General features: G+C 63.9%; 12 protein-coding genes. 4 read left to right on the forward strand and 8 right to left on the reverse strand.

The features are described from left to right. Position 1: 1 nt before the first annotated feature. The 3 genes from F4Y72_05075 to F4Y72_05085 all read right to left on the reverse strand — a co-directional run bounded on the left by F4Y72_05075 (position 2) and on the right by F4Y72_05085 (position 4,023). The gene (locus F4Y72_05075; protein MXZ27659.1) at positions 2-658 is read right to left on the reverse strand and encodes a DUF1638 domain-containing protein; all 657 of its coding nucleotides are present in this window, start codon (positions 656-658) and stop codon (positions 2-4) included. Then, positions 658-2,220: a trimethylamine methyltransferase family protein gene (locus F4Y72_05080; protein ID MXZ27660.1), complete on the reverse strand. Its 1,563-nt coding sequence runs from the start codon at positions 2,218-2,220 to the stop codon at positions 658-660. Before F4Y72_05080 ends, F4Y72_05075 begins: the two co-directional genes overlap by 1 nt. A gap of 129 nt (positions 2,221-2,349) precedes the next feature. After that, positions 2,350-4,023: a formate--tetrahydrofolate ligase gene (locus F4Y72_05085; protein MXZ27661.1), complete on the reverse strand. Its 1,674-nt coding sequence runs from the start codon at positions 4,021-4,023 to the stop codon at positions 2,350-2,352. Between the two features lie 100 nt (positions 4,024-4,123). Between F4Y72_05085 and F4Y72_05090 the strand changes: the two genes are divergently transcribed. Genes F4Y72_05090 through F4Y72_05100 form a run of 3 tightly spaced genes read left to right on the forward strand, consistent with a single transcriptional unit; the run spans position 4,124 to position 10,403 of the window. Further along, positions 4,124-6,754, forward strand: coding sequence for a TonB-dependent receptor (locus tag F4Y72_05090; GenBank protein MXZ27662.1), 2,631 nt, complete (start codon positions 4,124-4,126; stop codon positions 6,752-6,754). Positions 6,755-6,813: 59 nt separating this feature from the next. Beyond that, positions 6,814-8,856, forward strand: a complete 2,043-nt coding sequence (locus F4Y72_05095) for a tetratricopeptide repeat protein (protein ID MXZ27663.1) — start codon at positions 6,814-6,816, stop codon at positions 8,854-8,856. After that, complete coding sequence (locus F4Y72_05100; protein ID MXZ27664.1) at positions 8,853-10,403, forward strand: BCCT family transporter; 1,551 nt, start codon at positions 8,853-8,855, stop codon at positions 10,401-10,403. The genes F4Y72_05095 and F4Y72_05100 overlap by 4 nt, the downstream gene beginning before the upstream one ends. 27 nt (positions 10,404-10,430) lie before the next feature. Here the strand turns inward: F4Y72_05100 and F4Y72_05105 are convergent, their stop codons facing one another. Together F4Y72_05105 and F4Y72_05110 are read right to left on the reverse strand one after the other, a co-directional pair. Beyond that, complete coding sequence (locus tag F4Y72_05105) at positions 10,431-11,246, reverse strand: taurine dioxygenase (GenBank protein ID MXZ27665.1); 816 nt, start codon at positions 11,244-11,246, stop codon at positions 10,431-10,433. Between the two features lie 3 nt (positions 11,247-11,249). Next, positions 11,250-12,203 carry an alpha/beta hydrolase gene (locus F4Y72_05110; protein MXZ27666.1) on the reverse strand — a complete coding sequence of 318 codons (954 nt, stop codon included), beginning with the start codon at positions 12,201-12,203 and terminating at the stop codon, positions 11,250-11,252. Between the two features lie 119 nt (positions 12,204-12,322). Here F4Y72_05110 and F4Y72_05115 point away from each other — a divergent pair, with 119 nt between their 5' ends. Further along, positions 12,323-14,380 (forward strand): outer membrane beta-barrel protein, encoded by a 2,058-nt coding sequence (locus F4Y72_05115; protein MXZ27667.1) that lies wholly within the window; start codon positions 12,323-12,325, stop codon positions 14,378-14,380. A 6-nt stretch (positions 14,381-14,386) separates the two neighbouring features. Here F4Y72_05115 and F4Y72_05120 read toward each other — a convergent pair whose 3' ends face one another. Genes F4Y72_05120 through F4Y72_05130 form a run of 3 tightly spaced genes read right to left on the reverse strand, consistent with a single transcriptional unit; the run spans position 14,387 to position 17,011 of the window. Continuing rightward, positions 14,387-15,928: a methyltransferase gene (locus F4Y72_05120; GenBank protein ID MXZ27668.1), complete on the reverse strand. Its 1,542-nt coding sequence runs from the start codon at positions 15,926-15,928 to the stop codon at positions 14,387-14,389. A 16-nt stretch (positions 15,929-15,944) separates the two neighbouring features. Continuing rightward, entirely contained in the window at positions 15,945-16,289 is a 345-nt protein-coding gene (locus tag F4Y72_05125) for a hypothetical protein (GenBank protein ID MXZ27669.1), read from the reverse strand. Then, positions 16,286-17,011: a cobalamin-binding protein gene (locus tag F4Y72_05130; protein MXZ27670.1), complete on the reverse strand. Its 726-nt coding sequence runs from the start codon at positions 17,009-17,011 to the stop codon at positions 16,286-16,288. Before F4Y72_05130 ends, F4Y72_05125 begins: the two co-directional genes overlap by 4 nt. Positions 17,012-17,207 lie beyond the last annotated feature (196 nt).

Genomic DNA, 17,207 nt, shown 5'->3' on the forward strand with positions numbered 1-17,207 from the left:
GCTAGGCTCCCCTGCTGCCTTCGGCTGCAATAGGGATCGTCCGCCGCCGCCTGAAACGCGCCGCCAGGCTGGTTTCCAGTTCGCCGTAACCGCAGTGCACGTGCTCGAATTCCAGGTCAAGGCGCGCGGCGGCCCGTGCGGCCGATTCGAGAAGCCGCTCGTCTTCCGTCTGCGAGAGGTAAACGAGCTTGCGGTAGTTGCCGAAATACGCGTCGCGGAGTTCCGGATTCCGGTCCAGGCCCAACGGCTTGACAACAAACTGATCGAAGTGGCGCGCCAGGAAGTCGGTCAGGTAGAACGTGCCGGGCTCCGCCATGGAAAGCGCTGCAAAACGTTCCCGGCCGGCGAAGAACTCGTAGCAGTGCGCCCCTTCCAGCCGCTGGGCGCCTTCCTCGGCAAGCACCCGGTCGATGCCTCCGCCGGTGCCGCAGTCGGCGTAGGCGACGAAAATCTCGTCGTAAGCCGAGCGGTGCCGGCGGATCATTTTCCGCAGTCGCGCGGGAATTTCGGCCGGCCGGTTGTGCAGTTTCGCGTCGATACACTTCAGATGCAGGTGCTTCCAGCCCCAGCGGCGGCTGAGCGCCTCGATCTCGCGCGCCAGCGCGCCGCAGGCGATGACCAGGATCGGACGCTCGGCGCTCTGATGTTCGCCGGACATCAGTAGTCCCGATCCTCGAACTCGGATTTGCGCCGCCGGATGAACTCCAGCAGGGCCTCGTCGATGGCCGGATCGAGCGGCGGCGCCTCGTACTCCTCGAGCATCCGCTTGAAGATCCGGTTGGCGCGCTGGGCGGCGTCGAGCGAGCCATCCTGCTCCCATTGCTCGAAGCTGTTGTTGTCCGCGACGCCGGAACGGTAAAACGCGGTCTTGAAGTTGGCCTGGGTATGCGCGGCGCCGAGAAAGTGCGAACCGGGCCCGACCTCGCGCAGCGCATCCATGGCCTGCCCGGACTCCGACATGTCCACCCCCTTCAGGAGCACCGCGATCATATTGGCCTGGTCGGCATCGAGGATGAACTTCTCGTAGCCCATCGACAAGCCGCCCTCGAGCCAGCCGGCCGCGTGAAGCATGAAGTTCACGCCCGCCAGCGCTGCCGTCTGCAGTGTATTGGCGGATTCGTAAGCCGCCTGGGCGTCTGGAATTTTCGAAGCGCACAAGCCGCCGCCGCTGCGGAACGGCACGCCCAGGCGGCGCGCCAGCTGGCCCGCACCGTACAAGACCAGGCTGGGTTCCGGGCCGCCGAAGGTCGGCGCTCCCGACTGCATCGACACGGCCGATGCGAACGAACCGAACACCACGGGAGCTCCGGGCCGCACGAGCTGAATGTAGGCCATGCCGGCTAGCGCCTCGGCCAGGATCTGGGTCAGCGTGCCCGCTGCGGTCACCGGCGACATCGCTCCGGCGAGCAGGAACGGAGAGATGACCGTCGCCTGGTTGTTTTCGGCGTAAACCGTCGCCGCGCCGAGCATGGTTGCGTCGAAGCACATCGGCGAATTGGCGTTGATCAGGCTGGTCAGCACCGTGTTGTTCGCCAGAAAATCTTCGCCAAACACGATTCGCGCCATGGCCACCGTGTCTTCGGCGCGCTCCGGATGCGTGACCGAACCCATGAACGGCTTGTCGCTGTACCGGATGTGGCTGTAAACCATGTCGAAGTGACGTTTGTTGACGGGCACATCGACAGGCTCGCAAATCGTGCCGCCGGAATGCTGCAGCCCGGGACTCATGTAGGCGAGCTTCACGAAGTTGCGAAAATCCTCGAGGGTCGCATAGCGGCGCCCCTGGTCAAGGTCCTGCACGAAAGGCGATCCGTAGGCGGGAACCATCACAGTGCGTGCGCCGCCGATGATCGTGGAGCGTCTCGGGTTGCGGGCATGCTGCCTGTATTCGGGCGGCGCCGTGGCCTGTACCAGCGACCGGCACATGCCGCGCGGGAACCGCACGCGCTCGCCGTCCACGTCGGCGCCCGCTTCCTTCAGGAGTTCGAGCGCCTGCGGGAATGCACGAAACTCAATGCCGATTTCCTCGAGCACCGTGTCGGCGTTGTGCTCGATCAGCTCCAGCGCTTCTTTGTCGAGAATCTCGAAGAAGGGAATGCTGCGATCGATCCAGGCCGCGAGCTCCCTGGCAGTTCCTTGCCGGCGCGCGGCGAACTTCGCGGCGCGGCCGCCGCGCCGCTTTCGGCCAGGGTGTCGCCTGTGTTGCGGGTGGCTGCTCATTCACGGCCCCGTCCGGCGCGGAGACGTAAGAATAATACCAGTTCTGCCCCACGGAAACGCGGCAAACGCCCGCGCCGGAGAGGCCTTCCGCGCTCGTCCGGATGGGGGAGGCGCAAGAGCCCCGGCGGCTCAGAACAGACCTTCGATCAGGCCTTCGGAGTTGACGCGAATGTCCTGGGCGGCGGGTTGTCTCGGCAGGCCAGGCATCGTCATGATGGAGCCGCAGATGGCCACGACAAAGCCGGCGCCGGCCGCAAGACGGACTTCGCGAATTTCCACGATATGGTCCGTGGGCGCCCCCAGCAGGGCGGGATTGGTCGAGAAACTGTACTGCGTCTTGGCCATGCAGATCGGAAAGCGCCCGTAACCGTTGGCCTGCAGACGCGAGAACTCTTTCTGCACTTTTGCGGATGCGACGACGTCCTGGGCTCCGTAGATCGCCTGCGCGATCCGGCGGGCCTTCTCCCACAGCTCCAGGCCGTCCTCGTAGAGCAGCCTGAAACCGCTGTGCGCCGAATCGGCCAGTTCCGCGACGTGCCCGGCGAGTTCCGCCGCGCCGGCGCCGCCCTCCGCCCAGTGCCGGCACTCGATGGCGGCCACGCCCCGCCGGCGGCAGTAATCCGCGATCGCGCCGACTTCGGCGTCGCTGTCGGCCTCGAAGCGGTTGATGGCCACCGTTGCGGGAACTCCGAATCGATCGAGGATGTCGAGATGCCGCCCGAGGTTGGCGCAGCCGTCCGCCACCGCCTTGGCGTTCTCCGCCTCAAGGCCGTCTTTCGGGACGCCGCCGTTCATCTTGAGCGCCTTGACCGTGGCGACCAGAACCACCGCATCCGGTACCAGGTCCGCTGCGCGGCACTTGATGTCAAAGAACTTTTCCGCGCCCAGGTCGGCCCCGAACCCGGCTTCGGTCACGACGTAGTCGGCGAGTCTCAGCGCGGTCTGCGTGGCGACCGCCGAATTGCATCCGTGCGCGATGTTTGCGAACGGCCCGCCGTGAATGAATGCGGGATTGTTCTCCAGAGTCTGCACGAGGTTCGGTGAGAAGGCGTCCCGGAGGAGGGCGGTCATGGCGCCCTGCGCGTCGAGGTCTCCGGCCGTGACCGGCTCAAGGTTTCGGTCGTAACCCACGACGATCCTGCTGAGGCGCCGTTCCAGGTCGGCCAGGTCCTTCGACAAACAGAAGATCGCCATGATCTCCGAAGTGCTGGTGATATCGAAACCCGTCTCGCGCGGAACGCCGTGGACGGATCCGCCAAGGCCGATCGTCGTATGCCGTAGCGCGCGGTCGTTCATGTCGAGCACGCGGCGCCAGGTGATGCGCCGTGGATCGATGGCGGGTTCGCCGCCCCAGTGAACGTGGTTGTCGATCAGCGCCGCGAGCAGGTTGTGCGCGGCGCCGATCGCGTGGAGGTCGCCGGTAAAGTGCAGGTTGATGTCGGTCATCGGCACGACCTGCGCATAACCGCCGCCCGCGGCGCCGCCCTTCATGCCGAAGCACGGACCGAGGCTCGGTTCGCGAAGGCAGATCAGGGCCTTCCTGCCGATGCGGTTGAGGGCGTCGCCCAGACCGATCGTGGTCGTGGTCTTGCCTTCGCCGGCCGGCGTCGGCGACACCGCCGTCACCAGAATGAGCCTGCCCCTTGCCTGCGGCCGTTCGGCGGCCACGGCGGCATGATCGACCTTGCCCTTGGTCTTGCCGTACGGCTCTGTATGTCCGGCAATGCCGAGCTTGTCCGCGACCTCGAGTATCGGCAGCATTTTTGCCGCCCGGGCGATTTCTATATCCGGTTTGCTGGGCATCGGCGAGTGTTCCGGCAACAAGGCTCCGAAAGCGTCGAATGGATTGGTCTATGATATGTCGTTGGGGGGGAAACAATGGTCCTCCGGGAGGATTTGGGTTATGCCTATTCACTTGCAACCGAAACAATCCGTATTGTCCGCCGCCGTCGCGCTGTCGATAGCGGGCGCGCCGGTCGCGGCGCAGGAGGATGCCGGCGCACGAATGCTCGATGAGATCGTGGTTACCGCGAGGCGCGTCCAGGAATCGCTGCAGGACGTGCCACTGGCGGTGACCGCCCTGGACACCCGCGAGATTACTGAACTCGGCATCACGAATTTCGCGGACTACGTGCTGCAGTTGCCGAGCGTTACTGCCGGCGGCAGCGGACCGGGTCAGAACACCATATACATTCGCGGCGTCGCATCCACGACACCGAACCTGACGGTGGCCGGCGTGGCCGGACTGGCGCCCAACGTCGCCTTTTACCTGGACGAACAGCCGCTGGCGCATCCAGGCCGCAATCTCGATGTCTACGCGGCGGACCTGGCGCGCATCGAAGTGCTCTCCGGCCCCCAGGGTACCTTGTTCGGCGCCAGTTCCCAGGCCGGCAACGTTCGTCTGATCACGAACAAGCCGGACCTGAACGAGTTCTACGGCAACGCGAAGTTCGGAGTTAACACGCTCAGCAGCGGCGGCTCGGGCAACCACCTCGAAGTGGTCATGAACCTTCCCCTCAGCGACAATTTCGGCTTGCGCGGCGTCGTTTACAGGGACAGCAAGGGCGGCTGGATCGACAATGTGGCCTCCACAAGGACCGCCGAAGAGAGCGCCCGGTACAGGCCCGCCGGTGCGGTTCGCAAGAACGGCGTGCCGGTAGCCTCCTATCGCGCCGGATTCCAGGCGGGCGTGGATCTTTCCAACATTACTTTCTTCAGGGCGGACAACAGTTCGATAGCCGAAGAAGACATCAACGAAGTTACCTACACCGGCGGCCGGGTCTCGGCGAAGTGGGACATCAACGACGACTGGAGTCTGCTGGTTTCGCATACGACCCAGGAAACCGAGGCGGACGGCGTGTTCTTCGCCGACCCCGACGTGGGCGACCTGGAAGTCAACCGCTTCGTGAATGAGGGCATCTTCGACACCTTTGACAATACGGCCGTGACGCTCACGGGCCGTCTGGCGGGGCTGGACGTCATCTACGCGGGCGCATTCACGGACCGCGAGTCGGAGCAGATCGTCGACTACTCCGACTACCTGTTCGTGGGTCAGTACCTGCCTTACTACATCTGCGATTACTACGCGACGTATACGTCATTCAACAGTCCTCCGGGCATTCCTCGTGCAGGCACGAGGTGCCACCCGCCGCAAATGTACGTGGACAGCATCAACAGGCTTGAGGTCCGCACGCATGAAATCCGCTTCACCACGGACCAGTCGAATCGCTGGCGCCTGCAGGGTGGCGTGTTCGTCAGCGACCTGGAACTCATCGAGGTCAACGACTTCATCTATCCCGGTTCCTTGTGGGCCATCTCGTGGAACGGGCACCCCGGCTTCGCACCGAACTACCCGCTGACCAATCCGGCAGCGGCTCCGGGCAACCCTGCGGGAAGTGCGTTCGGGGCCGGCTACGGCCAAGGTTATTACACGTACCCGGGGCCATTCGGCCCAGACCGCCACGGGGGTGACATCGGCGTGATCTTCCGCAACGACATCCGGCGAACGGACAATCAGTTCGGCGTCTTCGGCGAGCTGGACTTCGACCTCACTGATCAGTTCACGCTGACGCTCGGCGCCCGCAATTACGAGATCGAGGTCGATCTCGAGGGCAGCGCCAATTCATCGTTCGGGAATTTCGGCGCCAACAGGACTGACGGGCAGCGCTTCGGCACCAACATCTCAGGTCAGTTCGCGCCCAACAGCCCAGTGGCGGGCGCGCCCGACAAGGCGGTGGCCGACGGCACGATTTTCAAGGCGACGCTGGGCTGGCGGCCGCAACCGGCGCACCTCTACTACGTCACGCTGTCGGAGGGTTTCCGGCCCGGCCTGCTGAATCGACCGGGCGGGCGCGCGAGCGCGGACGGCAGCGGTTTCACGGTACCTTTCGTGCTGCAAACCGACGAAGTCGTCAATCTTGAGGTGGGCATGAAGGCCGATTTCGGCAACGCCTTCCGACTCAATGCCGCGCTGTTCAACATCGATATCGATAACCTGCAGACCACGATATTCGATACCAGCATCGTCAACCTGTTCTTCTCGGACAACGCGGCGGACGCCAGGGTGAGGGGCCTGGAGGCGGACTTCATCTGGCTGCCCCCCCGGTTCGACGGGCTGACCATCGCCGGCGCCCTGTCGTTCCTGGACTCCGAGATTACCCGGAAGATTACACCCACAAACGACGTGCGCGAGGGGGACGAACTTGCGTTCGCTCCAGGCAACCAGGGCAACCTGCGGGCACGCTACGAGTGGACCCTGCAGGCCAATGGGTGGACGGCGCACGTCATGCCCATGATTACCTGGTCCGCGGATTCGTACAGCGACATCATCACCATCAACCGCGACCGGATCGACAGCTGGGCGATGCTCGGTCTGACGGCGGGCGTGGCCACCGACAACTGGTCGGTGACGGTGTACTGCAGCAACCTGACCGATGAACGGGCCGAGGTGTCGCGCTCATTCGTCTTCGACACAAAGCACGTCACCTACGCGCAACCCAGGACCTACGGCGTACGCGCGAGCGTAAACTTCTGACCGACCCGGATTCGGCACCAGTAACCGACACGGCGTCCTCCCCGGAGGACGCCGTTGTCGTGTCCGGTCGTGCCGGAGGTTCAGGCTCTCGCGGTGATTCCGGGGGCCGGGAACGAGGCGGGGCCAATCCCGCGCTGGCCGCCATTCAGGCCAGGATTGTGGGGAAGCAGTATGACGAAGCACTGTCCGACCTCTACGACATCCTCAGGGACGAGCCGGAAAACACCGACGCGCTGTACATGAGTGCGGTCTGCCGCCGCTACCGGCGCGAGTTCGATTCGGCGCTGGCGCAGATCGCCAGACTGAAAGCTCTTGCGCCCGAGAACGGCCGGGCGCACCAGGAGGAGGGTCACGCGTACCGTGACATGGGCCGGCCCGACCATGCGCTACGGGCGTATGCGCAGGCGTGCCGGTTCAACCCGGCGCTGGTGGCGAGCTGGAGGGGCCAACTCAATATCCTGGCCCGGAGCGGGCGCCTCCGGGAGGCGGCGCAAGTGAAAGCCCAGATTGACCATCTTGAACAGTTGCCGCGGCCTCTCGTCATCGTCCTCGACCTCATGAGCCAGGGCAAGCTGCTCAAGGCGGAGGACCTGTGCCGCAGGTTTCTCAGGAAGGTACCGCATCACGTGGAAGCCATGCGGCTGCTGGCCGACATCGGCATACGTTTCGGCGTCCTGGCGGACGCCGAATTCCTGCTGGAGTCGGCGCACGAGTTCGAACCGAACAACGTGCGGGTGCACATGGACTACATCCAGGCGCTCAGGAAGCGCCAGAAATTCGAAAAGGCCCTCGAGCAGGCCAGGCTATTGCTTGAGACCTCGCCCGGCAATCCGCAGTTCCAGTCGATCTACGCGATCGAATGCATGCAAACCGGCGACTACGACGAGGCGCTGGGCCTTTTCGACCGGGTGCTGGAGAAAATTCCGGGCGACCCGGTCACGCTCACCTCGAAGGGCCACGCGCTCAAGACCCACGGCCAGTACGATGAGGCTGTCGCCTCCTACCGGGCGGCGCTTGAGACCCAGCCGCGCCACGGCGAAGCCTGGTATTCGCTGTCCAACCTGAAGGTCTATTCGTTCAGCGACCGCGAACTCGAGCGGATGCATGCGCAGGTGCGCGGCGACGAACTGTCCCACGCCGACCGCGTACATTTGAACTTCGCCCTGGGCAAAGCGTACGAGGACCGCGAGGACTTCGAGGCCTCGTTCCGTTTTTACGAACAGGGCAACGGCTCGAAGAAGGCTGCGAGCCGCTACGACGCGGACAAGATGACGGAGGAACTGCGCGCCCAGCAGCGGGTGTGTACCGCCGGGGTGCTGTCGCGCGGTGTGGACGCGGGGCATTTCGCGGGAGATCCTGTTTTCGTTGTCGGGCTGCCCCGCGCCGGATCAACCCTGCTGGAACAGATTCTTTCGTCCCATTCGCGGGTGGACGGAACCCTGGAGCTGCCAAACGTCCTGTCGCTGGCGCAGCAGTTGCGGCGGCGCGGGCGCAGCGGGCCCGAGCCGGACTATCCCGACATCCTGGCGGAGTTGTCCGATGATGAGCTCCGCCAGTTCGGGCAGCAATACATCGACGACACGCGGATTCACCGCCAAAGCGCGCCGTTTTTCGTCGACAAGATGCCGAACAACTTTCGCCATATCGGACTGATTCACCTGATGCTGCCCAACGCGAAGATCATCGACGCCAGGCGCCACCCCATGGCCTGTGGATTCAGCGGCTACAAGCAGCTCTTTGCCGAGGGCCAGCAATTCACCTACGACCTGGCGGACCTCGGACAGTACTATCGCGATTACGTGGAACTGATGGACCACTGGGACGCCGAGCTTCCGGGCAAGGTGCTGTGCGTCCAGTACGAGGATGTGGTGAGCGACCTGGAAACCCAGGTGCGCCGGATTCTCGACCACTGCGGACTCGAATTCGAACCGGGCTGCCTGAGCTTTTACCGTACGGACCGGGCGGTCCGCACGCCCAGTTCCGAACAGGTGCGGCAGCCCATATTCAAGGCGGGGCTCGACTACTGGCGCAACTACGAGTCCTGGCTCGATCCGCTCAAGGACGCGCTGGGCGAAGACATCCGGCGGCGCTACGCGATATGACGACTGAATCCACGGCGCGCGCTGCGCCCGACATCGGCCACGAGATCGGCGAGCAGAACATCCGGGTCTTCAATCTCGACATCCACAACCCGGTGTTCATCGTTTCCGCCGCTCTGGTGGTGATGCTCGTGATCGGCACGCTGTTGTTTCTTGACCAGGCAGCGACCCTGTTCGCCGATCTGAGGGTCTGGACGACCACGACGTTCGACTGGTTCTATTTTGCTGCGTCGAACCTGTTCGTCCTGTTCTGCTTCGGTATCGCGCTTTCCCCGTTGGGACGCATTCGCCTTGGCGGTCGGCGCGCAAAGCCGGAGTACGGCTATTCCGCGTGGCTGGCCATGCTGTTTGCGGCCGGCGTGGGCATCGGCCTGATGTTCTTCGGCGTCCTGGAGCCCGTGACCCACACGCTGACGCCTCCGCTTGGCATCGATCCCGCCGACACCGGCGCGGCCCGCGCCGCCGGCATGTCCGCCGCGATCCTGCATTGGGGGCTGCATGCATGGGCGATCTATGCGGTGGCCGGCCTGTCGCTTGCGTTCTTCTGTTTCAACCGCGGCATGCCGCTGACGCTGCGCTCCGGTTTCTTCCCGCTGATCGGCAAATCCGTCTGGGGGCCCTTCGGTCACATGGTGGACGTTGTTGCGGTGCTGGCGACCCTTTTCGGGCTGGCGGTATCGCTGGGTTTCGGCGCCGAACAGATCGCCGGCGGGCTGCAATACCTGTTCGGAATTCCCGCGACCACGGTCACCCGGGCCATTCTGATCATGGTGATCATCGGCATCGCGCTGGCGTCCGTCATCGCGGGGCTGGACAAGGGCGTCAAGCGCCTGAGCTGGATCAACATGGTGCTTGCGGCCCTGTTGTGGCTGTTCGTACTGGTCGCGGGACCCACGCTGGTGATTCTCGCGACGATCGGCAAGGCGGGCGTCGACTACATCTATTACCTGCCGGCATTGAGCAACTGGATCGGCCGCGAAGACGTGGCTTTCGTGCGTGACTGGTCAACTTTCTACTGGGCCTGGTGGGTCGCCTGGGCGCCGTTCGTCGGCATGTTCATCGCGCGCATCAGTTTTGGACGCACGGTGCGCGAATTCATCACCTGGGTGCTGATCGTCCCCACGATCATCGGCATCCTCTGGATGGCGACGTTCGGCGGTGCCGCGTTGGACCAATACTTTTCCGACGGCTATACGGGCGTGGCGGAATCGGTGCCCGAACTGGCCTTGTTCAAGATGCTGGAGCCATTGCCGATGGCCGGATTCGTGTCCGCCGCCAGCGTACTCCTGATCACGATTTTCTTTGTCACGTCGGCCGATTCGGGATCGCTGGTCATGGACACCATAACCGCCGGCGGCAAGATGGACGCGCCGGTGCAACAGCGCGCCTTCTGGTGCCTGCTGGCCGGCCTGGCGGCGATGGCACTGATGCTGGGCGGCGGCATGGCTTCGCTGCAGGCGCTGACTCTGGCGGTTGGCCTGCCTTTCACCCTGGTGCTGCTGTGCATGTGCGTCGGCCTTGTCAAGGGCCTGCGCGAGGAATTGGGCTAGGAGGGCGGGGCGCCCTCGCTCCCGGGGCTAGAAGGGGGTGTCGCCGGATACCGAGGCGCGCTGCATCTTGCGGTGCTGCGGCCAGTAGTCGGCCAGCGCGTAGTGGGAGGTGCAGCGGTTGTCCCAGATCGCCAGGGTGCCCGGGCGCCAGCGCAGCCGCACGCAGAATTCGGGCGTTTCGATGTGCTTGTACAGGAACTGAAGCAGGTTTTCACTCTCCTGGGGCGTGAAACCGTTGATGAAATTGGTAAAGAAACGGTTGACGAACAGTGACTTGCGGCCGGTCTTCGGGTGGGTCCTCACCAGCGGATGCGTGACCGGCGGAAATATTTCCTCGAACTCGCGCAGTTTCTCCTCGCTGTTCTCCCAGTTCCTCACGATCGGCTCGTAGTATCCGAGTATGGTGTGGGTGCAGGTCAGGCTGCCCAGTATCCGCTTCATTTCGTCCGAGAGCGATTCGTAGGCGCTGTAGTTGCAGGCCCACATCGTGTCGCCGCCCCCGTCGGGCACGACCAGCGCGTGCAGCATGTGCAGCGCCGGGGGTTGCGCCAGGCCGGTCATGTCCTGGTGAAAGGTATTGAGCGTGGGCGGCTTGCTCTTGTCGTTCTCCAGAAACAGCAGTTCCTGGTACTTGTGCGCCAGCGCCGGCTGGACGAAGCTCTCGCCGAAACGCCGGGAGAAATCGACAAGTTCGTCTCCGTTCAGGTCTTGATCTCGGAAAAACAGAACTCTGTGTTCCAGTATTCCTTGTTCGATCTCGTCGATGACGTCCTGTGCCAGGTCCGGCGAAAGCTCGATGCCCGAAACTTCCGCGCCCAGTTTTGCGACTCGCTCAAAATCCATGATTCATTGATCCAGAAATTCGCGGGAAACGGTAGCCAGCCGTTCTGCGCCTACATCGAATGCGCCGTGGCTCAGGTCGGGCATTTCCACCACCCGCACGTCCTTCAGGAGCTTCGCGGCTTCGCGGGACTGTTCCTGGAGATTGCCATGCGTGTTGGGCACCAGAACGGGCTGGCGCACCAGAGGCAGGCGCTCCTCGGCCGGATAGCTGAACACGCTGTGATAGGCCCACCACGCGTAGGGACCCGACTGCAGGTGATCGACAAAGTGCGAAGCGCCGCGTTGCAACGAAACATCCGGGTGTCGGTCAGTCACCCAGAAGCGCCATACTTCCATGGCGTTCGAGCCGTCTTCCTGGAGCTCACTGGGCCGGGCGTACTGCTCATATAGCGCCTTGCGCTCCTCGCCAACGCGGTAGGGGATGCCGGGCAGCACCAGACGGCGCACCAGATCCGGCCGGACAACGGCCAGTTCCGCAGCGATGAAGGTTCCCGTGTGGTAGCCGATCACGTCCACGGCGCCTTCGCCATCCGCCCCGTAGCCGAGCGCGACCAGCGTGTCGGCCGCGGCGCCGGCAAGTTCGCTCATCGGCTGCGGTTCAGGCGGCGGGTCCGATTTGCCGTAGCCCGGCGTATCCATCGCCATGACCCGCCGGTCGACGCTCATCGCCAGCATGTAATCGCGATAGAAGTCTCCCGACAAGGCCGTGGGATGAAAGCACATTAACGGCGTGCGCCCTGCGGTTTCATCAAGGGCTTCGGCAATATGCACATGCACCTGGCCGAAGCGCCCGTCCACGTAGCGCCTGCGGATCCGCCGCGCGGCCGCTGACGGCGCCGATTCGGTTGCCGCAAGCGCCTGGTCCGCGCCTGTCCGGCCCCAGACGTATGCCAGCGGCGCGGCCAGCATAGTCTGGACCAGCCGCCGCCGATGAATCCGTACTTTGTTTTCCCGCACTCTGTTCTCCCTGGCGCGTTGTCCGGAATCCTCCGGGCGCAACCGGGCGAATCTTATCAGGCAGCCGCACGTCCCGGAAGTGATTTCCCGCCCGGCGGCATAGCGGGTAAGGTAGTGTCGTGAAACAGAACATTGCTCACGTCGCGAGAGTTTTCGGAGTTTTCTTCGCGCAGGCGGCGCTCGCCCTTGCGTGCCTTGCGCAGGAGCAACCGGCGGCGGAAAATCCCGGTATCACGGTCTTCCCGGCGTCTTTCTACGCGGACGGCGAACCAGTCAGTGCAATGGACGTCATTAACCGCACGCCGGGTTTCATCTTCGAGCGTGGAAACAACGACATGCGCGGCCTGGAGAGCGCCGCGGGCAACGTGCTGATAGACGGCCGCTGGCCGACCATCAAGGCCAACACCCTGCAGGAGGTGCTCACCGCCATTCCTTTCGCGGTCATCGAGCAGGTGGAAGTGATACGCGCGGACGCCGCGGACTTCGACACGATGGGACGCCAGGTCGTCGTCAACGTCGTTCGCAAGGCGGGCGGTAAATCCACGCTGATCACCGAAGCGGCGGTCAAGAAGTACACCGACAACGACCGTGAATTCGGCGGTACCGCGCGGGCCGAGTACTCGAGGAGTTCGGGGCGCTTCAATTTCGATGCGAGCCTTGTCTACGAGAACGAACAATTCGAATGGGGAACGGGAGAGGGACCGTACACCCTGACGGCCGTGGATCCCCGGTCCTCGCTCAGTGGCCGGTTCGATATCGACGACTGGTCCAGGAGCGTGCACGCCACGGCCAGCGGCAACTACGCATGGGACCGTTTCGACCTCGGATTGAACCTTACGGCCAAGACGTCGACCCTGATTCTCGACCGGCTGGGCAACTACGAGACTGCGGGCGGCGAGCCGTACGATCAGATCGTCGACATCGAGCGGGGGAACGACGTATTCGAGGTGGGTTCGGACATCGCGATCAACCTGGCCGACAACCGGCGCCTGAACGCCAAATTTCTCCATCGGCTGGAGTCGTTGGGCAGCGACTCGTACCTGCAAGTCGGTTCCCGGGAGACCCTGGCCGACGACGAGTTCGACTGGACCGAGACCGCGGCTCGCGCAATCTACCGGTGGGACCTGTCCGATCCCCTGAGCCTGGAATTTGGAGCCGAGGCTGCCTTCAACGAGCTGGACAGTTTCGTCGAGGTCAGCGTGGCCGGCGCCCCCCTTGATCTGCCGAATGACAACGTCACGGTTCAGGAGGACCGCTACCAGGCGTTCGCCAAGGCCATTTTCCGGGTCCGGCCCAACCTGTCATTCGAAGGCGGCCTGGCGTTCGAGCATTCGAGTCTGGAGCAGAGCGGCGACGCCAATCTCATCAAGCACTTCGACTACCTCAAGCCGCGCCTGACGGCGACCTGGTCGATCAACAGCGTGACCGACGTCCGGCTGCGCGTGGAGAAAGTCGTGGGGCAACTCAATTTCTACTCGTTCGCCGCATCGCCGTCGCTGGAGTGGGACATTCTGTCCGCCGGCAATGCCGATCTGGAACCGGAAGAGTCAACGGATTACGAACTGCAACTGGAACGCAGGTTCTGGGGAAGGGGCTCGGCCATCCTGACCTACACCCGTTACCGGTTCGACAACGCGCTGGATTATGTTCCCGTGGGTCTGGGCTTCGACGCGCGGGGCAACGCGGGCCAGGCGACGCGCGGCAAGTGGATCCTGGTGACGAACTTCCCGCTGGACCCGCTGGGTTGGAAAGGAGCGACGTGGCGGTCGAGGACCGTGCATTTCGATTCCCGGATCACCGACCCCTTCACCGGCGAAACACGGCGCCGATCGGGCCGTGATTCGTTCGTGGGGTTCATCGGCCTCACCTGGGAATTGCCGCGATGGAATTCCGTCGTGGGGCTTGACGGATTCATTGGCTTTCAGGAGCGTGTCTGGCGCATTTCGGAGGAGCGGCTTATCAAGGAAGCCCCCTTGCCGATGAACATCTGGTGGGACCGGACCTTCGGCGAGGATCTCTCCGTTCGCTTCGAGATCATGAACGCGACGCCGGCGCGGCGCACGCGAACCCGCGATATTTATGAGGCAGGCCGTTCCGGCGGCGCGATTTCCGCGGTGGAAGAGCGCAAGACCGAGCAGGCGATGCACTTCATGCTGCGGATACGCAAACGCTTCTAGCCAGCGTCAGCGGCTCATGGCTGTCGGGGAGAGAAGGATCGGGAATTCGGACCGTATGAGGGCGTCGATATCGTCGGCGACGTGGCGCGGCGCGGGCCGGGCGAGAACCTCCCGGGTCTTCTCGAGCGCCTTTTGCAGCATTACCGGCTTGCCCTGCTCCTCCCAGACGGTCGGGCTGTTGCGGTCGCCGAAGTCGGGATAGATGTACTCGCTTTGCATCACCTGCAGGGTGTTCCCCGACCCCAGGTAGTGTCCTTCGCCACTGAAGCAGATCTGCTGGATCTCGGCGAAGCTCAACGTATCGGAGTTGACTTCGATGCCGCGCGTAACGCGCCCGATTGCGCCAAGGACGTCGTTGTCCAGCAACAGGCTCTCCGGGCAGGTTCCCAGCAGGCTGGCGTACATGCCGGCCGACTCGTAAACGATGTTCGCCCCGGACAAGGCGGCGGACAGCACCGTTGCGGCGCGTTCCGCCCCGGCCTGAAAATCCGGAAACTTGCCGTCGGTCATGCCGCAGGCGGTGCCGAAGGGAAGGTCGAAATGGATACCGATCTGGGCGCAGGCGGCGGACAGCAGACCCTGCTCCGGGGAGCCGCCGCTCATCGCTCCGGTACGCAGATCCGAAACGAACGGCCAGGCGCCGAGAATCGCCGGCGCGCCGGGCCGGATCGCGTTGACATAAACCAGCCCGCCGAGGCACTCGGCCCACGCTTGCGAGACTGCCCCGGCCAGGTAGGCGGGGGTGGTCGCGCCGGCCTGGCCGGCCGATAACAGCAGCACCGGCATGCCGCCCTCAACGGCCACCCGCAGGCATTCGAGGGCGTCGATGGCGAACTTCATCGGCGGCACCACAAAGCAGTTGGACTGACTCACGAAGGGACGCGCGCGCCACAGGTCCTCGCCGCCGGCGATGAGATGCAGCATCTCAAGACTCTTCTCCACATGCCCGGGAAGCGTCCAGCTCGAACCGACGTGCTTGCTCGTGCCCATGACCGAGCAGTAGAGCGTATTGACGTCCATCTCGTAGTTGTCGGGAATGTCCCGCGGAACGCAGGTGCGCTGGAACATGTGTATGTGCTCGCAGCTATCGACGATACGCGCCATGTCGTACAGGTCCTGCGCCAGGGAATCCCTGTAGAGATTGTTCTCCGTGTCGGCGACCATGACAGCGGCGCCGGCGGTGGAGAAGTGCACTCGGGCGCCGCTCAGATCCAGGTCGTTGCGCGGATCCTGACCGTGCAGCACGAGATTTCGCCGGGCCTGCTCAAGGGTTCGCTCGACCAGATTTCCCGGCATGCGCAAACGTCCGTCCTCGCCAAGCACGGCGCCGGCCGCCGTGCAGGTTTCAATGCAGTGAGGGGTGGCGTCGGCAAATCCCACTTCAGCGAGAATTCTGAAGGCGTTGTCCACGATTGCTGCCATGCCGGCCTCGGACAAGGGCCGGAACTGTCCGCCGGTGTGTCCCGGGCGAACCGGTTTGATCGCTTCGGCGAGGGGCGCGGCGCGCTCGGCCCTTCGCGCCCTTCTACCGCCTGATCTTCGAGGCATGGCTGCTCTCCCTCCTCTAGGGCGTTAACACGCCCTGGTCATCCGCCAGACCGCGATTGCGCACCAGCGCCGACAGGCGTTCGTCCGAATAGGCCGTTTCGATCCGGACCGCCAGCCGGTCCGCCGCCGCCTGCAAATCCGCAGCCGCATCTTCCGCCTCAAGCTTGAGCGGTTCCCGCACCCATTCACTGAGGTAGGCGTCGGCGTTGCGCTTCTTCGCCCGCATGGCGGCGCGATCGATGGCGTTCTGAAAGCGGCCGCTCAATCGCGCCCGTGCTCGCTTTCGGCCCTGCCCGACGATAACCTGCGCGGGAATATCACGCCACCGCAGCAGGACAGCGTCCACAAAGTGCCGTTTCATCCGTCATTCTGCCTCTTGCGCATCAGGAGTGCGGCGGTGTCCACCGCGGCGGCGGCGTCCCGGCAATAGGCGTCCGCGCCCACCGCCGCGCCGAATTCCTCGTTCAGGGGCGCGCCGCCCACCAGTACGATGTAGTCGCTGCGAATCGACCGGGTCACGAGTTCATCGATGACCACCTTCATGTACGGCATGGTGGTGGTCAGCAGGGCCGACATGCCGAGAATGTCCGGGCGGTGTTTGTCCAGCGCCTCCAGGTAGCTTTCGACATCGTTGTTGATGCCGATATCGATCACCTCGAAACCGGCGCCTTCCATCATCATTCCGACCAGGTTCTTGCCGATGTCGTGAATGTCGCCCTTGACCGTGCCGATGACCATCTTGCCGACCGGCTTCGCGCCCGTTTCGGCCAGCAACGGCCGCAGCACCGCCATGCCGCCCTTCATCGCGTTGGCCGCCAGCAGCACCTCCGGCACGAAAAGGATGCCGTCGCGAAAATCGATGCCCACGATCTGCATGCCGCCCACCAGGGCGTCGTTCAGCACCTTTTCCGCCGCCCAGCCCCGCTCCAGAAGAATCTCCGTGCCTTCGATGATTTCATCCCTGAGGCCGTCGTACAGATCGTCGTGCATTTGCTCGACGAGCTCAGCGTCGTTGAGTTCAGCGAGGACGAGATCGTCCTCCTGCTCGCCGGTTCCGGCCTTGCCGTCAAGGTCTTCGATCATGCCAACTGCCTCCAACCACCAAACCTCCTGCCTCGAAAGTCCAGCAGCCTCTGCGCGGCTGTCCGTCTCACGGCCAATCCAGCGACCGTCAGCGGCATATTAGCAGCCATGAAATGACGTTCGCAATGCAGAAAACGATCAAATTCCATATTGCAAGTTAACCCCGACTTCCGTGAAAATTCGGGCGACAGCGACC

The sequence above is a fragment of the Gammaproteobacteria bacterium genome, from assembly GCA_009838035.1.
Classification (GTDB): Bacteria; Pseudomonadota; Gammaproteobacteria; order Steroidobacterales; family Foliamicaceae; genus Foliamicus.

Excerpts from the sequence above, each read along its gene's own strand:
- F4Y72_05075 (MXZ27659.1), bottom strand. The coding sequence starts at position 658 with ATGTCCGGCGAACATCAGAGCGCCGAGCGTCCGATCCTGGTCATCGCC.
- F4Y72_05080 (MXZ27660.1), bottom strand. The coding sequence starts at position 2,220 with ATGAGCAGCCACCCGCAACACAGGCGACACCCTGGCCGAAAGCGGCGC.
- F4Y72_05085 (MXZ27661.1), bottom strand. The coding sequence starts at position 4,023 with ATGCCCAGCAAACCGGATATAGAAATCGCCCGGGCGGCAAAAATGCTG.
- F4Y72_05090 (MXZ27662.1), top strand. The coding sequence starts at position 4,124 with ATGCCTATTCACTTGCAACCGAAACAATCCGTATTGTCCGCCGCCGTC.
- F4Y72_05100 (MXZ27664.1), top strand. The coding sequence starts at position 8,853 with ATGACGACTGAATCCACGGCGCGCGCTGCGCCCGACATCGGCCACGAG.
- F4Y72_05105 (MXZ27665.1), bottom strand. The coding sequence starts at position 11,246 with ATGGATTTTGAGCGAGTCGCAAAACTGGGCGCGGAAGTTTCGGGCATC.
- F4Y72_05120 (MXZ27668.1), bottom strand. The coding sequence starts at position 15,928 with ATGCCTCGAAGATCAGGCGGTAGAAGGGCGCGAAGGGCCGAGCGCGCC.
- F4Y72_05125 (MXZ27669.1), bottom strand. The coding sequence starts at position 16,289 with ATGAAACGGCACTTTGTGGACGCTGTCCTGCTGCGGTGGCGTGATATT.
- F4Y72_05130 (MXZ27670.1), bottom strand. The coding sequence starts at position 17,011 with ATGATCGAAGACCTTGACGGCAAGGCCGGAACCGGCGAGCAGGAGGAC.